Annotated in this window: 18 protein-coding genes; 13 read left to right on the plus strand and 5 right to left on the minus strand. The window is 62.7% G+C overall.

The window, feature by feature from the left end:
* Positions 1-26: 26 nt before the first annotated feature.
* Positions 27-1,109, minus strand: coding sequence for a substrate-binding domain-containing protein (locus AC0L2M_RS03785; RefSeq protein WP_473534075.1), 1,083 nt, complete (start codon positions 1,107-1,109; stop codon positions 27-29).
* Positions 1,110-1,355: 246 nt separating this feature from the next.
* Between AC0L2M_RS03785 and AC0L2M_RS03790 the strand changes: the two genes are divergently transcribed.
* On the plus strand, positions 1,356-2,759 hold the full coding sequence (locus AC0L2M_RS03790; RefSeq protein WP_287342913.1) for a selenium-binding protein SBP56-related protein: 1,404 nt from the start codon (positions 1,356-1,358) through the stop codon (positions 2,757-2,759).
* Positions 2,760-2,762: 3 nt separating this feature from the next.
* Positions 2,763-3,425, plus strand: coding sequence for a hypothetical protein (locus tag AC0L2M_RS03795; RefSeq protein WP_473534076.1), 663 nt, complete (start codon positions 2,763-2,765; stop codon positions 3,423-3,425).
* Here the strand turns inward: AC0L2M_RS03795 and AC0L2M_RS03800 are convergent.
* Complete coding sequence (locus AC0L2M_RS03800; RefSeq protein ID WP_023802989.1) at positions 3,422-3,850, minus strand: L,D-transpeptidase; 429 nt, start codon at positions 3,848-3,850, stop codon at positions 3,422-3,424. The genes AC0L2M_RS03795 and AC0L2M_RS03800 overlap by 4 nt on opposite strands.
* 229 nt (positions 3,851-4,079) lie before the next feature.
* Here AC0L2M_RS03800 and AC0L2M_RS03805 point away from each other — a divergent pair, with 229 nt between their 5' ends.
* From AC0L2M_RS03805 to AC0L2M_RS03825, 5 genes are all read left to right on the plus strand, one after another.
* Entirely contained in the window at positions 4,080-5,360 is a 1,281-nt protein-coding gene (locus AC0L2M_RS03805) for an acetylornithine deacetylase/succinyl-diaminopimelate desuccinylase family protein (protein WP_473534077.1), read from the plus strand.
* A 130-nt stretch (positions 5,361-5,490) separates the two neighbouring features.
* Positions 5,491-6,969, plus strand: a complete 1,479-nt coding sequence (locus AC0L2M_RS03810; protein WP_473534078.1) for an ABC transporter substrate-binding protein — start codon at positions 5,491-5,493, stop codon at positions 6,967-6,969.
* A 262-nt stretch (positions 6,970-7,231) separates the two neighbouring features.
* Positions 7,232-8,179 carry an ABC transporter permease gene (locus tag AC0L2M_RS03815; protein ID WP_128176797.1) on the plus strand — a complete coding sequence of 316 codons (948 nt, stop codon included), beginning with the start codon at positions 7,232-7,234 and terminating at the stop codon, positions 8,177-8,179.
* Positions 8,176-9,045 carry an ABC transporter permease gene (locus AC0L2M_RS03820; RefSeq protein ID WP_128176799.1) on the plus strand — a complete coding sequence of 290 codons (870 nt, stop codon included), beginning with the start codon at positions 8,176-8,178 and terminating at the stop codon, positions 9,043-9,045. Before AC0L2M_RS03815 ends, AC0L2M_RS03820 begins: the two co-directional genes overlap by 4 nt.
* Positions 9,042-10,685, plus strand: coding sequence for an ABC transporter ATP-binding protein (locus tag AC0L2M_RS03825; protein WP_128176801.1), 1,644 nt, complete (start codon positions 9,042-9,044; stop codon positions 10,683-10,685). Before AC0L2M_RS03820 ends, AC0L2M_RS03825 begins: the two co-directional genes overlap by 4 nt.
* 22 nt (positions 10,686-10,707) lie before the next feature.
* Here the strand turns inward: AC0L2M_RS03825 and AC0L2M_RS03830 are convergent, their stop codons facing one another.
* Positions 10,708-11,139 (minus strand): TerB family tellurite resistance protein, encoded by a 432-nt coding sequence (locus tag AC0L2M_RS03830; protein WP_023802995.1) that lies wholly within the window; start codon positions 11,137-11,139, stop codon positions 10,708-10,710.
* Positions 11,140-11,560: 421 nt separating this feature from the next.
* On the opposite strand from AC0L2M_RS03830, the gene AC0L2M_RS03835 reads away from it, so the two are divergent.
* From AC0L2M_RS03835 to AC0L2M_RS03845, 3 genes are all read left to right on the plus strand, one after another.
* Positions 11,561-11,731 carry a hypothetical protein gene (locus AC0L2M_RS03835; RefSeq protein ID WP_023798964.1) on the plus strand — a complete coding sequence of 57 codons (171 nt, stop codon included), beginning with the start codon at positions 11,561-11,563 and terminating at the stop codon, positions 11,729-11,731.
* A gap of 100 nt (positions 11,732-11,831) precedes the next feature.
* Positions 11,832-12,665 carry a helix-turn-helix domain-containing protein gene (locus tag AC0L2M_RS03840; RefSeq protein WP_473534079.1) on the plus strand — a complete coding sequence of 278 codons (834 nt, stop codon included), beginning with the start codon at positions 11,832-11,834 and terminating at the stop codon, positions 12,663-12,665.
* Positions 12,666-12,749: 84 nt separating this feature from the next.
* Entirely contained in the window at positions 12,750-13,172 is a 423-nt protein-coding gene (locus AC0L2M_RS03845) for a VOC family protein (RefSeq protein ID WP_023798962.1), read from the plus strand.
* Here the strand turns inward: AC0L2M_RS03845 and AC0L2M_RS03850 are convergent.
* Together AC0L2M_RS03850 and AC0L2M_RS03855 are read right to left on the minus strand one after the other, a co-directional pair.
* A complete protein-coding gene (locus tag AC0L2M_RS03850; RefSeq protein ID WP_023798961.1) occupies positions 13,169-14,641 on the minus strand; it encodes a cobyric acid synthase in 1,473 nt (490 codons plus the stop codon). The two genes, AC0L2M_RS03845 and AC0L2M_RS03850, sit on opposite strands and share 4 nt — an antisense overlap.
* Entirely contained in the window at positions 14,641-15,255 is a 615-nt protein-coding gene (locus AC0L2M_RS03855; RefSeq protein WP_128246888.1) for a dimethylsulfonioproprionate lyase family protein, read from the minus strand. Before AC0L2M_RS03855 ends, AC0L2M_RS03850 begins: the two co-directional genes overlap by 1 nt.
* Before the next feature lie 151 nt (positions 15,256-15,406).
* On the opposite strand from AC0L2M_RS03855, the gene AC0L2M_RS03860 reads away from it, so the two are divergent.
* From AC0L2M_RS03860 to mmsB, 3 genes are all read left to right on the plus strand, one after another.
* Positions 15,407-16,573, plus strand: coding sequence for an isobutyryl-CoA dehydrogenase (locus AC0L2M_RS03860; protein WP_473534080.1), 1,167 nt, complete (start codon positions 15,407-15,409; stop codon positions 16,571-16,573).
* 30 nt (positions 16,574-16,603) lie between these two features.
* Positions 16,604-16,972, plus strand: coding sequence for a four helix bundle protein (locus AC0L2M_RS03865; protein ID WP_473524482.1), 369 nt, complete (start codon positions 16,604-16,606; stop codon positions 16,970-16,972).
* A 106-nt stretch (positions 16,973-17,078) separates the two neighbouring features.
* Positions 17,079-17,963 (plus strand): 3-hydroxyisobutyrate dehydrogenase, encoded by an 885-nt coding sequence (gene mmsB / locus AC0L2M_RS03870; protein ID WP_473534081.1) that lies wholly within the window; start codon positions 17,079-17,081, stop codon positions 17,961-17,963.
* The last annotated feature ends 85 nt before the right edge of the window (positions 17,964-18,048 follow it).

The following is an 18,048-nucleotide window of genomic DNA, read 5'->3' on the forward strand; positions in this document are numbered from 1 at the left end:
AATGATTTCAGACGTTCCGAGTGGACTCAGTTCTCGAAGCGCTTGCCGACATCCTCGACGGTCTCCTTCGTCACCAGTTGGGCCCGTGTGTCGAGGTTGGCCGCCGCGATGCCGCGGTCGATCTCCAGATAGAGCTGCATGACCGGCCAGAAGCCCTGCAAGAAGGGCTGCTGCCCGAGCGCGCCGGTCAGATCGCCGCTCTTCATCGCGTCCTGCTGGGCCGGGCCGAGGTCGAACCCGTAGGCGCAGATCTTGCCGGTCATTCCGGTCTGAGCGACGGCCTTGGCAAGCGCCGGCGTGAACACGTTGTTGCCGGCGAACGCGCCTACGACATCTCCGCGCGATTCGAACAGCGTCACGATGCCGTTCACCGGGTCATTCGGATTGGTGTCTATACCGGTGTTCTCCGGACCCGCGTCGACCTTGAAGGCATCAAGCTTGCCGGCATCCTTCAAGCCCTTGACGATGGCGTTGAAAGCCGAAGTGACGCGGTTGTTCACCTCGATGTTGCCCATTGCGGTCGACGACGGCAGGACGATCGAACCCTTCTCTATACCCTTGTCCGCGAGGCACTTGACGAGCGCCTCGCCGGCGATTGCGGCAGCGGAGGCGTCCTGGCCGGTGTGGCCGATGCCGCTGCGGTTGAGGATCGTGCCGTCAAAGGAATTGGTCGTAGCGACCGGTATGCCCTTCGCCTCGGCGGCCTTGACGATGTCGTTGTAGGCGCCGACCTGGGGCGTTGTCATGATCAGCCCGTCGATCGTCGGATCCTGCACGATCTGGTTCAGGATTTCGATCTCGCGGGCAGGGTCGTCAGTCGGCGATTCCGAGCCGAGCAGCAGGACCTTGGCGCCGATCAGGTTGCCGGCGACGGTCGCGCCGACGTAGACCGGATCGAAGAAGCCATTGCCGGCGGTGTGTGTCACGATAGCGAATGTGAGGTGACCATCGGCCGAATGGAATTCCTTGGTACCGGGGGCCTCCTTTGCGGCTTCTTCGAAGCTGTAGCCGCCGACCGCCTTGTCGACGCCGCCCGATTGTGCGTAGGCGTTCGATACGCCGAGCGATAACGCCGCGGCACATGCCGCGAGCGAGAAAACACGTTTCATGATTATCCTCCCTTGCAACCAACGGTCGGAAGCCGTTCGGGCGCATTTATTCAGGATTCCGAATGCTCCCTCCCACCCCGTATATTCTGCCCAAAGTCTGCCCACGTAAATAGTGCTAGCGCGACGCGGTGTCAGACAGACGAGGAGACTTGGTGTATTGTGATCCCTACCTGGGCCGCATTTCAAAAGGGAGCGACACGGAGAGCACCAAAAAAAGTTTCACAAACGCGTAGGGAGGATACCGCGATGAATCTGCGACCAGACCCCACATTCTATCCGTCACCTAGGCTGGCTATGGAAGGGCCGCCGGAAACTCTGGCCTACACGTTGATGCTTAGCCCGGACTTCTCGCAACCCGACGGTTTGGCTGTGGTGAATGTCGATCCAAATTCGCCGGATTTCGGCAAGATCGTCCACACTGTGATCATGCCAAACAAGGGCGATGAGTTTCATCACTTCGGCTGGAATGCGTGTTCTTCGGCGCTATCACCACTGACTGGCCACGCCTTTTTGGAGCGTCGTTACCTGATCATTCCGGGCATTCGTTCGTCGCGCATCTACATAATTGATGTGAAGGGCGGGCCGACAGCCGCCAAGATTCACAAGATCATCGAACCCGCAGAAGTCTTTGCCAAGACGGGCTATTCCCGCCCGCATACGATCCACTGCGGACCCGAGGGCATCTATGTCTCGACCCTCGGCGGCGGTGGCAAGGACGGTACCGACGGTCCTCCGGGCATTTTCATCATGGATTGCCAGACCTTCGATGTCATTGGCCGCTATGAGATAGATCGTGGCGCCCAGGACAAGCACTACGATTTCTGGTGGAACCTGCCGCGCGACTACATGGTCAGTTCCGAATGGGCCCTGCCGCCGCAGTTCGAAAACGGCATCGTCCCTGAGGATCTACTGTCCAACAAGTACGGCCACCGCATGCATTTCTGGGATCTGCGTGCGCGTAAGAACATTCAGACGATCGATCTGGGCGCCAATCACCAAATGGCGCTCGAAATCCGCCCGGCGCATGATCCAGTCCAGCAATACGGCTTCTGCGGCGTTGTGGTCGATACCACCAATCTCGAAGGCTCGATCTGGACTTGGTGGCGCGACGCAGATGGCAAGTTCCAGGCCAAGAAGACGGCGATCATCCCGCCTCAACCGGCCAATGCCGACGATCTGCCGGATCTTCTGAAGGGTTTCTCGGCGGTGCCCCCGCTGGTCACCGACATCGACCTCAGCCTCGACGACAAATATCTCTATGTGGCTTGTTGGGGTACGGGTGAAATGCATCAATACGATGTCAGCGACCCGATGAAGCCGGTTCTGGCGGGCAAGGTCGAACTGGGTGGGATCGTCAAGAAGACCAAGCACCCCTGTGGCAAGGTCTTCGGCTATGGGCCACAAATGGTCGAGATTAGCCGCGACGGCAAGCGTGTCTATTGGACCAATTCGCTCTACTCGACCTGGGACGATCAGTTCTATCCCGGTGAGCGCGGCGGGGCGATGGTAAAGGCCGATGTTGGCGTCAATGGTGGCCTGACGCTCGACACCAACTTCTTCGTCGAGTTCCCCAAAGGCTATCGAACGCACCAGATCCGGCTTGAAGGCGGCGACTGCTCTACCGACAGTTTCTGCTACCCATCGGCCTAGGTGTTGCCCGAACTCCTTTCGACCACAGCCGGCCTCTGGTTTGCTGTGGTCGCCAGCGGGATTTACCATGGCGTAAACCCGGGTATGGGCTGGCCGCTTGCTGTTTCGGCCGCCCTGATGGAACGGCGAGCCTATGCGCTGCCGGGCGCACTTCTGGCGCTGGCGTTCGGGCATCTTGTCGCCATGACGGTGGTCCTCTTGCCCTTCGCGCTAATGACCATGCTGGTTGATTGGCAAACCGAGATCCGCGTTGGCGCAGGTCTAATTGTCGTCGCGCTCGGAGTCTGGCTGCTCTTCAACCGGCGGCATCCTAGATTTCTGGCGCGCGTGCCGCCGTCGCGACTGGCGCTCTGGTCCTTTCTCGTCGCCGTCGCGCATGGCGCCGGCCTGATGCTGGTGCCGATCTACCTCGGCCTGTGCGGCGTCGTTGAAACGGATGCCGGGCACCATGCCGCGACCGCCCTCATTGCACGAACTGCAGCGCTCTCGATCGGCGTGGCAGCGGTCCACACCGGCGCGATGATCACTGCGGGCGGCGCTTTGGCCTTTGGCGTCTATCGGTGGCTGGGATTAAGGTTTCTTTCGAAAAGCTGGTTTGATCTAGATGTGATCTGGGCGCTAAGCCTAGTTCTGGTCGGGGCGATCGGCGTGTTTTCCGCGCTCTAGTTGGTCACCACGATCCGCGTGTTGCGGAAGCCGGCTTGCCGCACCATCGAATAGAAGGCGGCGGCATTGGACGGGTGCAGTCGCACGCAGCCATGCGACGCTGGGCGCCCGAGAGATTTTACTGCGCCTGTGCCATGGATGGCATAGCCGCCGCGGTAGAACACCGAATGAGGCATCGGCGACATGTCGTATTTGCGCGAATACCACATCCGTGCCGTTCGTTGCGGCCGGTAGCTGCCGCGCGGCGTGATATAGCCTTTGCGCGCCGTGGATACGCGCCATCGGTAGACCGCCCGGCCGTATCTTACAGTCATCGTCTGCGATGACACATCGATCCTTGCAACCAGCTTGGCTGCCCAGCCCTCGACCGAAGAACCGAACAGCATCGTTGCCAGTGCCGCTGCCATGAGAACGGTCTTTTTCATGCGATCAAACCCCTTTGATTGCCCTTGCCTGCCTGCCTTCACGCTATTCTTCATCCTTTAATCGCAAGTGAATGAGGTAACCACACACCTCTGACGAATTCGCCAATCCAAAGCAGCGAATTTGAACGATTTCCCGCGATAGTTGCCGTGGCGACATGTAACCACATAACTAGGGCGCGACCCGCCAACAGGCTTGCCAAAACGCACCGTTGGCTGCTCAATTCGTCGAATGAAAGAACTCCTGCTGAAAGCGGTCGATGATCGGGTCGACGACCTGGTCGCGCTGACCGCGGACCTGATCCGCTTTCCGACTATCAACCCGCCCGGCGAGGCCTATCGGCCATGCGCCGAATACGTCGGAGCGCGGCTGAAAAAGCGCGGCTTCGAAGTCGAATTCATCCGCGCCGAAGGCACGCCCGGCGACACCGACCGCTACCCGCGCGTCAACGTCGTCGGCCGCTTCGATGGCCGCTCGCCCGGCGCCTGCGTGCATTTCAACTCGCATATCGACGTGGTCGAAGCCGGCGACGGCTGGAGCCTCGATCCCTTCGCCGGCATCGTCAGGGATGGCAAGGTCCATGGCCGCGGCGCCTGCGACATGAAGGGCGGCCTGGCCTCCTCGATCATCGCCGCCGAGGCCTTCATGGAGGTTTTCCCCGACTTCCCGGGCGCCATCGAGATTTCGGGCACGGTCGACGAGGAGTCCGGCGGCTTCGGCGGCGTCGCCCATCTGGCAAAGCTCGGCTATTTCTCCAAGCCGAAGGTCGACCACGTCATCATCCCCGAGCCGTTGAACAAGGATCGCATCTGCCTTGGCCATCGCGGCGTCTGGTGGGCGGAGATCGAGACCAAGGGCGAGATCGCGCACGGCTCGATGCCGTTCCTCGGCGACAATGCGGTGCGCCATATGGGCGCCCTGCTAAGGGCTTTCGAGGACGAGCTGTTCCCGGCGCTCGACCGCAAGGTGACGCGCATGCCGGTCGTGCCCGACGGGGCCAAGCGCTCGACCATGAACATCAACTCGATCCATGGCGGCCAGACCGAGGATTTCCGGCCTGGCCTGCCCTCGCCCAATGTCCCCGATTCCTGCCGGCTGACCATCGACCGCCGCTTCCTGCTCGAAGAGGATCTTGGCACGGTCAAGCGCGAGGTGACCGATATCCTCGACCGGCTGAAGCGCGAGCGCAAGAAATTCGACTACGAGATCCGCGATCTCATGGAGGTGCTGCCGCTGATGACCGAGCGCGATGCGCCGGTGGTCAAGGCGGTGGCGCGGGGCATCATGGAGGTATTCGACCGCGAGCCCGACTACGTGATCTCGCCCGGCACCTACGACCAGAAGCACATTGCCCGCATCGGCCACATCTACGACTGCATCGCCTATGGCCCGGGCATTCTCGACCTCGCCCACAGGCCCGACGAATGGGTGGGGATATCAGACATGGTCGAATCGGCCAAGGTGATGGCGATCGGGCTCAACGTGCTGCTGAGGGGCGCGGGCGCTCGGTAGCCGGTGATGGGCGGAAAAACATTCCTGCCGGCGCCGCCGGAAAGCACGAAACGCAATTTACTCCTTGGTGAAATCACGCTTCTATCCACCGGGTTTCGAGCATGTTTTTGAGCATATCGGGAGTTGCACGATGAAATTATGGAAAACCATTCTCACCGCTGCGGCCCTGGTGCTGGCCAACGGCGCTTCGGCGCTTGCCACGCGGACCGATCTGGTCATCGGCATCACGCTCGAACCTCCGCATCTCGATCCGACCGCAGGTGCTGCGGCGGCGATCGACGAGGTGCTTTACGCCAATGTGTTCGAGGGGCTGACCCGCATCGGCCCGAACGGCGAGGTGCTGCCGGCTCTCGCCGAAAGCTGGACCGTTTCCGACGACGGCAAGGTCTACACCTTCAAGCTGCATAGCGGTGTGAAATTCCATGACGGCACCGACTTCAATGCCGACGACGTCAAATTCTCGCTCGATCGCGCCCGTGCCGACAACTCCGTCAACGCACAAAAGGGCCTGTTCGCCGCCATCGATATAATCGAAATGGTCGATCCGGCGACGGTCAGGATCACGCTGAAGAATCCGCAAAGTTCGTTCCTCTACAATATGGGCTGGGGCGACGCGGTCATCGTCGCGCCGGAGACAGCCGACACCAACAAGGAAAAGCCTGTCGGCACCGGCCCGTTCAAGTTCCAGAGCTGGGCCAAGGGCTCATCGATCACGCTGATCAAGTCAGACGCCTACTGGGGTGCCCCGGTGTCCCTCGACAAGGCCGAGTTCCGCATCGTCACGGATGCCGCAGCCGCCGTGCCGGCGCTGCTTTCCGGCGATGTTCAGGCCTTCCCCTTCTTCGATCCCGACAGCGTCGCCCAGATCCAGGGCGACCCGCGCTTCAAGGTGGTGATCGGCGCGACCGAGGGTGAGACCATCCTTTCGATGAACAACAAGAAGCCGCCTTTCGACAGGCTGCAGGCCAGGCAGGCGATTTCGTTTGCGCTCGACCGCAAGGCGATCATCGACGGCGCCTCGGCCGGCCTTGGCGTGCCGATCGGCTCGCATATGTCGCCCGCCAACAAGGCCTATGTCGACCTCACCGGTCTCTATCCGCACAATGTCGACAAGGCCAGGGAACTCTTGAAGGATGCCGGCCTGGAGAACGGCTTCAAGGCGACGCTGAAACTGCCGCCACCCCCCTATGCGCGGCTTGGCGGCGAGATCATCGCGTCGCAGCTTCGCGATGTCGGCATCGATCTGCAGATCGTGCCGGTGGAATGGGCGCAGTGGCTGGACCAGGTCTTCACCAGGAAGGACTACGACCTGACCATCATTTCCCACACCGAACCCAACGACATCGATATCTATTCGCGCAAGGATTATTACTTCAACTACGACAACCCGACCTTCGACAAGATCATCGCCGACCTGAACCTCACCTCCGATGAGGCCAAGCGCATGACGCTGCTCGGCGAGGCGCAGAAGATACTGGCCGACGATGCCGTGGTCGGCTTCCTCTACGAACTGCCGAAAGTCGGCGTCTGGGACGCCAAGCTCGAGGGTTTTTGGGAAAATGCGCCGATCCAGGCCAATGATTTGACCAAGGTGAAGTGGACGGAGTGAGGGGCTGCTGGCCAAAGGGGCGAAGCTTGCAGCCGGTGGCACCCCCCTCTGTCCTGCCGAGATGCCTGGCCCGAGCCGCAGGGCAATCGCTTCAGTTCTGCGCTGCCGGCATTAACAATTGGCCGGTCGAGCGCTATCTTTTGTCTGTAGCAACTGTCCTGCCGAGGCCCGTGGCTCGGACCGGCGCGTCCGGCAGGACAGACGGGGACGTGAAAGAGCACTGTCGCCCGATCTTTGCAGGCAGCGCTGCGGTCCTCCCCTCATGACCGCCTATCTCCTCAAGCGTCTTGCCATCGCCCTCATCACGCTGGTCCTGGCCTCGATGGTGGTCTTCGCCGTGCTGGAAATCATTCCCGGCGACCCGGCGCGGCTGATGCTGGGCATGAACGCCAGCGCCGACCAGGTCGAGTTGCTGCGCAACCAGATGGGCCTCAACGCGCCGCTTGCCGCGCGCTATCTGCACTGGGCCGGCGGCTTGCTGAGTCTCGATTTCGGTCGTTCCTACACCTATTCGGTGCCGGTCATCGACCTGGTCCGCGAGCGCATCGTGGTCTCGCTGCCGCTGGCCCTGATCGCGCTGGCGCTGTCCACCATCATCGCCATTCCGGTCGGGCTGTTTTCCGCCGGCCGGCACGGACGGGCCGGCGACACGATCGCGATGGGCGCCGCCCAGCTTGGTGTTGCCGTGCCGAACTTCTGGTTTGCGCTGATGCTGATCTACCTGTTTGCCGTCTGGCTGCGGCTGGTGCCGGCCGGCGGCTTTCCGGGATGGAGCGCCGGCGTCTGGCCGGCGCTGAAATCGCTGGTCCTGCCGGCGATCGCGCTCGCTCTGCCGCAGGCGGCGATCCTCGCCCGCGTCACTCGCTCGGCGCTGATCGAAGTGCTGAACGAGGACTATATCCGCACTGCCCGCGCCAAGGGTCTGCCCTATCGCGCGGTGTTGTGGCGGCACGCGCTGCGCAACGCAATGATCCCGGTGCTGACCATTCTCGGCCTGCAGTTCGCCTTCCTGCTCGCCGGCACCATCATCATCGAGAACGTCTTTTATCTCCCCGGCCTCGGCCGGCTGGTGTTCCAGGCGATCACCCAGCGCGACCTGATCGTCGTCGAAAGCGTCGTCATGCTGCTGGTCGCCGCCGTCATCGCGGTCAACCTGCTTGTCGATCTCTCCTATGCGGTCGTCGATCCGCGGCTGAGAAGCCGCCAATGACGCTGCGCTTCGACATCCCGGAGGAAAATTTTGCCGACATCCTCGTCAAGGCTTTCACCAATCGCTCGTTCCTCACCGGCTTCGTCATCACTGCACTTGTGGCGGCGGTCGCCATCGTCTCGTTATTCTGGACGCCTTTTGACGTCACCAGGCTGATCATCGCCGACAAGACCCAGGCACCCTCGCCGGCGCACTGGTTCGGCACCGATCATTTCGGCCGCGACATTTTTTCCATGATCATGGTCGGGGCCCGCAATTCGATCGCCGTGGCGCTGGTGGCGGTCGGTATCGGCATGGGCGTTGGCGTGCCGCTCGGCGCCCTTGCCGCGGCGCGCGGCGGCGTCGTCGACGAGGCGGTGATGCGGCTGAACGATCTCGTCTTCGCCTTCCCTGCCCTGCTGTCGGCGATCATGATCACCGCCATCTTCGGCCCGGGCGCGCTCAACGCCATCATCGCCATCGGCATTTTCAACATCCCGGTCTTCGCCCGCGTCGCCCGGGCCGGCGCGCTGGCGATCTGGCCGCGCGAATTCATCCTCGCCGCGCGTGCCGCCGGAAAAGGCAAAGCACTGATCACCATCGAACACGTGCTGCCCAACATCGTTACTTTGCTCCTGGTGCAAGGCACCATTCAGTTCGCGCTCGGCATCCTGGCTGAAGCCGGGCTTTCCTATGTCGGGCTCGGCACACAGCCGCCGATGCCGAGCTGGGGGCGGATGCTGTTCGACGCCCAGACGCGCATGGGGATGGCGCCGTGGATGGCGATCTTTCCAGGCATGGCGATCGTCGTCACCGTGCTTGGACTGAACCTGCTCGGCGACGGTATTGCCGACATCCTCGACCCAAAATCGCGGCGGCAGCGATGAGCCTGCTCGAAATCGAGAAATTGTCGCTGACGATCGGCGACACGCCGATCCTGAGGGATGTCGAGCTCGCCGTCGCGCCCGGCGAGGTGATGGGGCTGGTCGGCGAATCCGGCTCGGGCAAGTCGATCACGGCATTGACGGTGATGCGGCTTCTGCCCTGGGCGGCGCGCGCCAGCGGGCGCGTCGTCTTCGACGGCATCGACATCCTCGCGGCCAGCGAAGACCAGATGTGCGCGCTGCGCGGCGATGATATCGGCATGGTTTTCCAGGAGCCGATGACGGCGCTGAACCCGGTCAAGACGATTGGCGAGCAGGTTGCCGAAGGCATACGCTGGCACACCAGGGCAAGCCGCGCCGACGCCGAGGACCGCGCCCGAAAAATGCTCGACCGGGTCGGCCTGTCCTCAGCGCAATTTCCGCTGTCGCGCTATCCGCACGAGCTTTCCGGCGGCCAGCGCCAGCGTGTCGTCATCGCCATTGCCTGCGCGCTGAAACCAAAACTGCTGATCGCCGACGAGCCGACGACGGCGCTCGACGTCGTGCTGCAGGCGCAGATCCTCGACCTGTTGCGCGACCTGGTCGCAGAAAACCGCATGGGCCTGCTGTTGATCTCGCATGACCTCGCGGTGGTGACCGAAATGGCGGAGCGCATCACCATCCTGCGCCACGGCGAAGTGATGGAGGCCGGCGACACGGCGCGCACCTTGTCCGAGCAGCTTCATCCCTACACAAGACAACTGGCGCAGGCCTCGATGCACGTGCCGGCGCGTGCCAGGACGCACGAGGTCGGCCAAGACAACCCCCTGCTCCAGGCTGCCAAACCTCTCCTTCACGTAGAGAGCGTGACGCGGGACTATCCGGGACGGCGCAAATCGCTGCTGCAGCGCGCGGTTCCGACCCGCGCCGTCGACGATGTCTCGTTCTCGATCGATCCTGGGCAGTCTGTGGCGCTGGTCGGGCGTTCCGGTTGCGGCAAGTCCACGCTTGCCCGCATGGTCCTGGCGCTGGACGGGCCGACATCGGGAACGATCCGGTTTCGCGGCGAAGTCATCACCGGCAAGAGCGAGGCGGAGCTCAAGCCGGCGCGCCGCGACATGCAGGTGGTGTTCCAGGACCCTTACGGCTCCTTCGATCCGCGCCAGAAGGTGGAAAAACTGGTCGCCGAGCCACTGCATGTCCTGGAGAAAAGGCCGACGAATGCAGAGCGGCGCGAGATGGTGGCAAAGGCCTTGCACGAGGTCGGCCTTGGTCCACGCGACATGGACAAATATCCGCACGAATTTTCAGGCGGCCAGCGCCAGCGCCTGTCGATCGCCCGCGCCATCATCACCCGCCCCAGGCTGGTCGTCGCCGACGAGCCGGTGTCGGCGCTCGACGTCTCGATCCGCGCCCAGATTCTCGATCTATTCGCCGAGCTCAACCAGAAGCTCGGCGTCGCCTATCTGTTCATCACCCACGATCTGACCGTTGCCCGCGCCATTACCGACCAGGTGATAATCATGCATGCCGGCAAGATCGTCGAGCGGGGCAGGACGAGCGCGGTTCTCGACCATCCGCAGTCCGAAGCCGCCAAGGCGCTGGTCGCTGCGGCCCCGGACCTGCACCGCGCGATTGCCCGGCGGCTACAAGAACAGGGGTGAACAGCCGACCGTCGGGAGAGGCTTACTCTTCGGCCTTCACCACATCAGCGGGGCTGATGTCGAGCAAGTCGAGGGTGCGGCGCAAGAGCTGCATCTCTGTCCCGGCAAGTTGCGAATCGGCCTTGGCGATCTCGGCCATATGGCGCGCAAGCAGGCTGCGCCTCTCGACGTCGAGGTCACGGAACTGCGCGATGGCTTGCGAGCCATTGGTCTCGTAGCCGAACTCGTTGAGATATTCGATGACGCTGTCGATGCTGGCTTCCGGAATGCCGAAGGCTTCCCGGCAGATGCGCCTGAACGCGGCCATTTCACTCTCGTTGACCGTGCCGTCGGCCAAAATCATGCGAAACAGCATCAGCAGTTCCGCCGACAGCACCGGATCGTCCGCGACCTTGCGCACGCCGGGGTCGCCGTCGAAGATCGAACGTATCTGCTCCAGCAGTGCGAATGCCATCAGCGTCCCTTTCCGATTCGTTGCAAATAGGTAACGCGGAATCGGCCTTGCGCAAATGGTCGGCTGTGGTTCGACAGGGGCAATTGCTGGCAATTGCTTTCAGGTTTTGAAATTCGGCTCCTCACCCTTTTCCGGCCATTGGCGCTGCCCCTCACCTGCCTTCCGGCATCCTCTCCCCGTATAATGACGGGGAGAGGGGCGCTCCCATCGAAGGTTTCGCCAATCACCAGCGTTGCAGAATGTTCACCGAGGTCGCCACCGCCCTCTTCTCCCGTCCCTAAACGGGGAGAAGTGCCCGGCAGGGCGATGAGGGGCGGCGCCAAGATCGACAATTGGTCTCCGCCGCTGCGCACGCTGATTGGTGTGTGAACGGGGCGCCTGGTAGGATGCGGTTGTACGAATCATGTCGGAGGAGCCACACATGAATCTCAGTGCGCCTACGCAGCTTATTTTCATCATATCCCTTGTTATCGCCATCATCGGTCTTCTCGCCGCTCTCGGCGTTTTTGCGTTCATTCCCCTGGCCGCGGTGTGGATCGTCCTCATCGCTTATGTCGTGCTTGCCGGCGGCTGCCTGGTTCGCGGCGCTTAAGCCCTCAGATCTCTCAGGCAACTCGGAGCGCCCGGCCACAAGCCGGGCACTTTTGATTCTGAGGGTTGGTCTGCTACCATCCGCGGGCGGAGGAAAGCTCATGTCTGCCCAGAGCGAAGACGGCAGCAACCAGCACAGTCCTGGCCTCGACCGGTTCGAGATGGTTCGGCGTGCGCCTGGCCCTTGGCTCCAGGATTCAGTCACTGACATCTGCGGCTACCGCGAAACCATGCCCGGCCGTTTCCGCAACGTCGAATACGCATCGCTGACCGTGCCGCTGGTCATCAGCTTTGCCGAACCCTTCGCCATCGGGCTCGGCAGGGAGCCGGGCGACAACGACCGCTTCGCCAGTTTCGCCGCCGGCCTCTATGCCGGTCCGGTGGTGATCGAATCCCGCGGCGGCGCCTGCTGCATCCAGGTCAATTTCACCCCGCTCGGCGCCCGACGCTTCTTCGGCCTCGCGATGAGCGAACTGACCGACCGCATGGTCGGCCTCGACGATGTGCTCGGGATCGAAGGCATCGCGCTGCGCGAAAGACTTGGCAATGCGCACGGCTGGAACGCACGTTTTGCCATCGTCGAGACGTTCGTCGCCGCGCGGCTGACTGACGCCCGCGAAATGCAGGCCGAAATCGCGTGGGCCTATGACCGGATCATCGTCTCGGGTGGCCGCATTCGCGTCGCATCGCTCGCCGACAGGCTGGGCTGGAGCCGCAAGCATCTCGCGGGAAAATTCTCCAACGCGATCGGCGTCGGCCCCAAGACGCTGTCGCGCATCGTCCGCTTCAACCGGGCGCTCGGCCTGTCAAGGCAGGGCAAATCCGACTGGGCTGATATCGCCGCCGATTGCGGCTATGCCGACCAGGCGCATCTGGTGCGCGAATTCCGCGACCTTGCCGGCGAAACGCCGACGGCGCTGGCCGCCCAGGCATAGAGGCGCAGGTAACATTTCTTCAAGACGTGGGAAAAGCCTTCGCCCAGACTGGATTATCGTCCAATCCAATTGAAGGAGATCGTCATGACCATGTCAGTCGAACCGCCCAGGCTCTATCCCACCTTGCGCTACCGCAATGCCGCGAAAATGATCGACTGGCTCGGTGAAGCCTTCGGCTTTGCCGTTCATGCCCGCTACGGCGAAGGCGACATCGTCCAACACGCCGAACTGACTTTCGGCTCCTCGATGATCATGCTGGGCACCGCACGCGACGACAAGTTTGGCCAGATGATCGGCGCACCGGGCCCGGGTGGCGGCAGATCGATCTATGTTGCCGTCGACGATGCCGATGCCGCTTATGCCAGAGCCAAAAAGGCCGGCGCCGAAATACTGGAAGAGCTCACCGACCGCGACTATGGCAGCCGCGAATTCATCTGCAGCGATCCGGAAGGCAATGTCTGGTCGTTCGGCACCTATTGGCCAAAGGCCGGTGAGCCCGCCAGCTAACGCGCCAGACCAAAGATAGCGTCGCAGTCGAGGTGGGTTTCCAGTTCGGCTGCGACTTCGTCCAATGCCCGTTCGACCTCGGCGCGATAATCGATGCCGCCGCCTTTGACGCCGAGATTTTCCAGGAATTTCGCCCGAAAAGCGTCGGCGGAAAACAGCCCGTGCAGATAGCTGCCCGACACCTTGCCGTCGGCGGAGACGGCGCCGTCATCGGCGCCGTTGATGACGGTAGATGGGCGCAGCGTGTCCGGACCGGTGGTGCGGCCGAGATGGATCTCGTAGCCCTCGAGCGGCAGGTCGAACTGGACCGAGCGCGCGCTGACATTGCGCACCGTCTTTTCCGGCTCCATCAGCGTTTCGACGTCGAGCAGGCCGAGCCCGTCGGTCTCGGTAACGCTGCCCTCGATGCCGTCGGGATCGCGCACGACACGGCCGAGCATCTGGAAGCCGCCGCAGATGCCGACGACGTGGCCGCCGCGCTTGCGATGGGCAAGCAGATCGCGGTCCCAGCCATTTTCACGGAACCTTAGCAGGTCGCCGATCGTCGACTTGGAGCCGGGAATGATCACCAGCCCAGCGTCGTCCGGCAAATGCTGGCCGGGCGGCACGAAGACGACCTCGACCTGCGGCTCGGCCTTGAGCGGGTCGAGGTCGTCGAAATTGGCGATGCGCGAAAGCATCGGCACGGCCACCTTCAGCGCGCGCTTCTCTCCGGACGCCAGGCGTTCGAGCACCACGGAATCTTCCGAGGGCAGCCGCGCCGCCGCCTTCAGCCATGGCACGACGCCAAAACAGCGCCAGCCGGTGAAGCTCTCGATCGCCTTGATGCCGTTATCGAACAGCGAGACATCGCCGCGGAACTTGTTGATGAGATAGCCGACGATCATGCGCCGGTCCTCTTCCGGCAGGATCAGATGGGTGCCGGCGACCGAGGCGATGACGCCGCCGCGATCGATGTCGCCGACCAGGATCACCGGCACGTCGGCGCGCGTCGCAAAGCCCATATTGGCGATGTCGCGGCTCCTGAGATTGATCTCGGCCGGCGAGCCGGCGCCTTCGACGATGACGAGGTCGGCACCCTCGGCGACCTCGGCCCAGGAGTCCAGCACGGCATCCATCAGCCGGCCCTTCAGCGCCTGGTAGTCTCGCGCCCGCGCCTCGCCGAACACCTTGCCCTGCACCACCACTTGGGCGCCGATATCGGTCTGCGGCTTGAGCAGCACCGGGTTCATATGGACGGTGGGCACAACGCCGCAGGCGATCGCCTGCAGCCATTGGGCGCGGCCGATCTCGCCGCCGAGTTTGTCGCCCGGAATATCGGCGACGGCGGCGTTGTTCGACATGTTCTGCGGCTTGAACGGCCGCACCTTCAGCCCACGCTTCTTCGCCACGCGGCAGAGGCCCGCGACCAGCACCGTCTTGCCGACATCGGAGCCTGTGCCCTGCAGCATGATCGCCTTGGCCGCCATCAATTCCTGCCCTGTGAAACGCTGCCGGTGATCGTGGATTTCGCGGCCAGTGGTCCGCCGCGCCAGAGGTAGAGCGCCAGCAGCGGCTCCTTGCCGGTGCGCATGGCGTGGCTGACATCAGAGGCATGGTGGATCACCTCACCCGCCTCGCGCCTGCCAAAGTCGCCTTCGCCCATGCGCCATTCGGTGCCGCCGGTCAGCGGAATGTAGATCTCCTCGGCGACATGATGGTGGTCGGGATAGACGATTTCAGGTCCGAGGATCAGCAGACCGGCCGCGACCTCGTCGTTGACGAAATGGCCGCGCGTGCCGAAGACCTCCAGCCAGCCGTAATTGTCGATGAACGTCTTGCCGAAATCCGCCTCGCTGTAGGTCTGCCCCCAGCGCAATTGGCCGCGACGCTCCGCAAGCAGCCGCGCCAGCGGCTGGGCGTTGGCCGGAGCGAGCTCGACGATACGATCGAGCTGGCGCAGGCAGGCAAGCGGACGCGGATCGAGCGGTCGTGCCGGCATGGCCCAGCCGATCCGGGCCACCTCATTGCGCACCAGCGCATCATCGAATGTTGCGAGAGTGGCGTGGAAACGCTCGAGCAGTTCATCGAAATTTGTCGTCACGCCTTGCCCCAGACACGCATTATCACGCAGGCGCCCCCAGATCGTTGGATGGAGCTAGTCGGCTTGCGCGGCGGCATCATTGGTCTAGATTGAACCGCGCGCAAAGCCAAAAACGACAGGCCAGGAGGCCGACGACATTACGGAGCACGCCATGGACGCCGCTGTTGATGCGGGCACCAGCCAGTTCGAACTCAACGAGGACCAGCGCGCCATCCAGCAAATGGCCGAGGCCTTCGCTGCCGATCGCGTTGCGCCGAACGCGCTCGACTGGGACCGCAACAAGCATTTTCCGGCGGACGTGATCCGCGAGACTGGCCCGCTCGGGCTTGGCGGCATCTATGTCAGTGACGAAGTCGGCGGCTCAGCGCTCGGCCGGCTCGACGCGGTGCTGATCTTCGAGGCGCTTTCGCGCGCCGATCCGGCCTTCTCCTCCTTCATCTCGATCCACAATATGGTGGCTTCGATGATCGACCGCTTCGGCAGCGACGAGCAGCGCCAGCACTTCCTGCCGAAGCTGACCTCTATGGAATGGCTGGCGAGCTATTGCCTGACCGAGCCGGGTTCGGGATCGGATGCTGCGGCGCTGAAGACGCGTGCGGTGAGGAGCGGCGGCGACTATGTGCTGAACGGCGTCAAGCAGTTCATTTCGGGCGCCGGCGACAGCGACCTTTACATCGTCATGGCGCGCACCGGCGCCGACGGTCCGAAGGGCATTTCGACCTTCGTCGTGCCGAAAGATGCGCCCGGCCTGTCTTTCGGCGCCAACGAGCACAAGATGGGCTGGCACATGCAGTCGACCCGCCAGGTCGTCTTCGAGGACTGCAAGGTGCCGGTTGAAAACCTGCTCTCGGACGAAGGCGCCGGCTTCGGCATCGCCATGGCCGGGCTCGACGGCGGCCGGCTCAACATCGCCGCCTGTTCGCTGGGCGGGGCGCAATCGGCGCTCGACAAGGCGCTGTCCTACACCGCCGAACGCAAGGCCTTCGGAGCCAAGATCAACCAGTTCCAGGCGCTGCAATTCAAGCTGGCCGACATGGAGACCGAGTTGCAGGCAGCACGGATATTCCTTTACGCCGCTGCCTCGAAGCTCGACCGCAAGGCCCCGGACGCCTCGAAATGGTCGGCGATGGCGAAGCGCTTCGTCACCGACGTCGGCTTCAACGTTGCCAACGACGCGCTGCAACTGCATGGCGGCTATGGCTATCTGCACGATTACGGCATCGAGAAGCTGGTGCGGGATTTGCGCGTTCACCAGATTCTCGAAGGCACCAACGAGATCATGCGCGTCATCATCGCACGCGCGCTGATTGGTCGGTAAAGGCAGTAGGCAATAGGCAATAGGCAGCAGATGACCGGCAAGATCAATTCGTACAAGGATCTTATCGTATGGCAGCAGGCGATGGATCTGGCCGTCACCACCTACGCCTTGACCAAGGCATGGCCAAAAGAGGAATTGTATGGGTTGACCAGCCAAATCCGCCGCTCAGCAACGTCAGTCCCTGCAAACATCGCGGAAGGTTATGGCCGAGACAACAGGGGCTCTTATCAGCAATTTCTCCGGATAGCCCAAGGGTCGCTGAAGGAATTCGAGACGCACCTCCAGATCGCTGAACGCATTGGCCTAGCTACGCAAGATCAAGCTTGTCAGATACTGTTAGCGACCGAGGGCATCGGAAAAATGCTGCGCCAACTTATCAGCAGACTCGCGCCCGAATAGGCCGCCTACTGCCTACTGCCTACTGCCTACTGCCTACTGCCTACTGCCTACTGCCTACTGCCTACTGCCTACTGCCTACTGCCTAACCTAACCACGGAGTGCCATCATGACCACCATCGCCTTCATCGGCCTCGGCAATATGGGCAATCCGATGGCAGCCAATCTGGTCAAGGCTGGATATGCCGTTCACGGCTTCGACCTGATCCCGGAAAATCTCGCCAACGCCAAGGAGCATGGGGTCGTCGTCATGGCCAATGCCGTTGCCGCGGTGAAGGAGACCGACGTGGTCATCACCATGCTGCCGGCCGGCAAACACGTCCTGTCGGTCTATGAAGACATCGTGCCAAAGGCGAAAAAAGGCGCGCTGTTCATCGATTCCTCGACCATCGACGTCGAATCGGCACGAAAAGCCCACGCAATTGCCGCCAGACACAAGCTGCTGTCGATCGACGCGCCGGTTTCCGGCGGCACCGGCGGCGCCACCGCCGGCACGCTGACCTTCATGGCCGGCGGCTCGAAGGAAGCTTTTGCCAAGGCCGAACCAATCCTCAAGCCGATGGCCGGCCGGATCGTCCATTGTGGTGATGACGGCGCCGGACAGGCGGCAAAGATCTGCAACAACATGATCTTGGGCATTTCGATGATCGGCGTCGCCGAAGCCTTCGTTCTGGCGGAAAAGCTCGGCCTGTCGCACCAGGCGCTGTTCGACGTTGCCTCGAACTCGTCGGGCCAGTGCTGGTCGCTGACCACCTACTGCCCGGTCCCTGGTCCGGTGCCGACATCGCCGGCCAACAATGGCTACAGGCCGGGGTTTGCCGCTGCACTGATGCTGAAAGACCTGAAACTGTCGCAGGAAGCCGCGCAAAGCGCCGGTGCGGTGACGCCGCTCGGCGCCGAGGCCGCCCAGCTTTATGCGCTGTTCAACGCCCAGGGGCATGCCGCTGCCGACTTCTCCGGCATCATAAATTTCCTGCGCGGCACCCCGGCGTAATGCACATCGCCCAAAAGCTTGCCCTTCAGACGCGACGCGCTTTCAGCCTCGAACTCGACCGGCTTTCGGTTTCCGGCAAGAAACA

This window comes from Mesorhizobium sp. WSM4806, assembly GCF_055811635.1.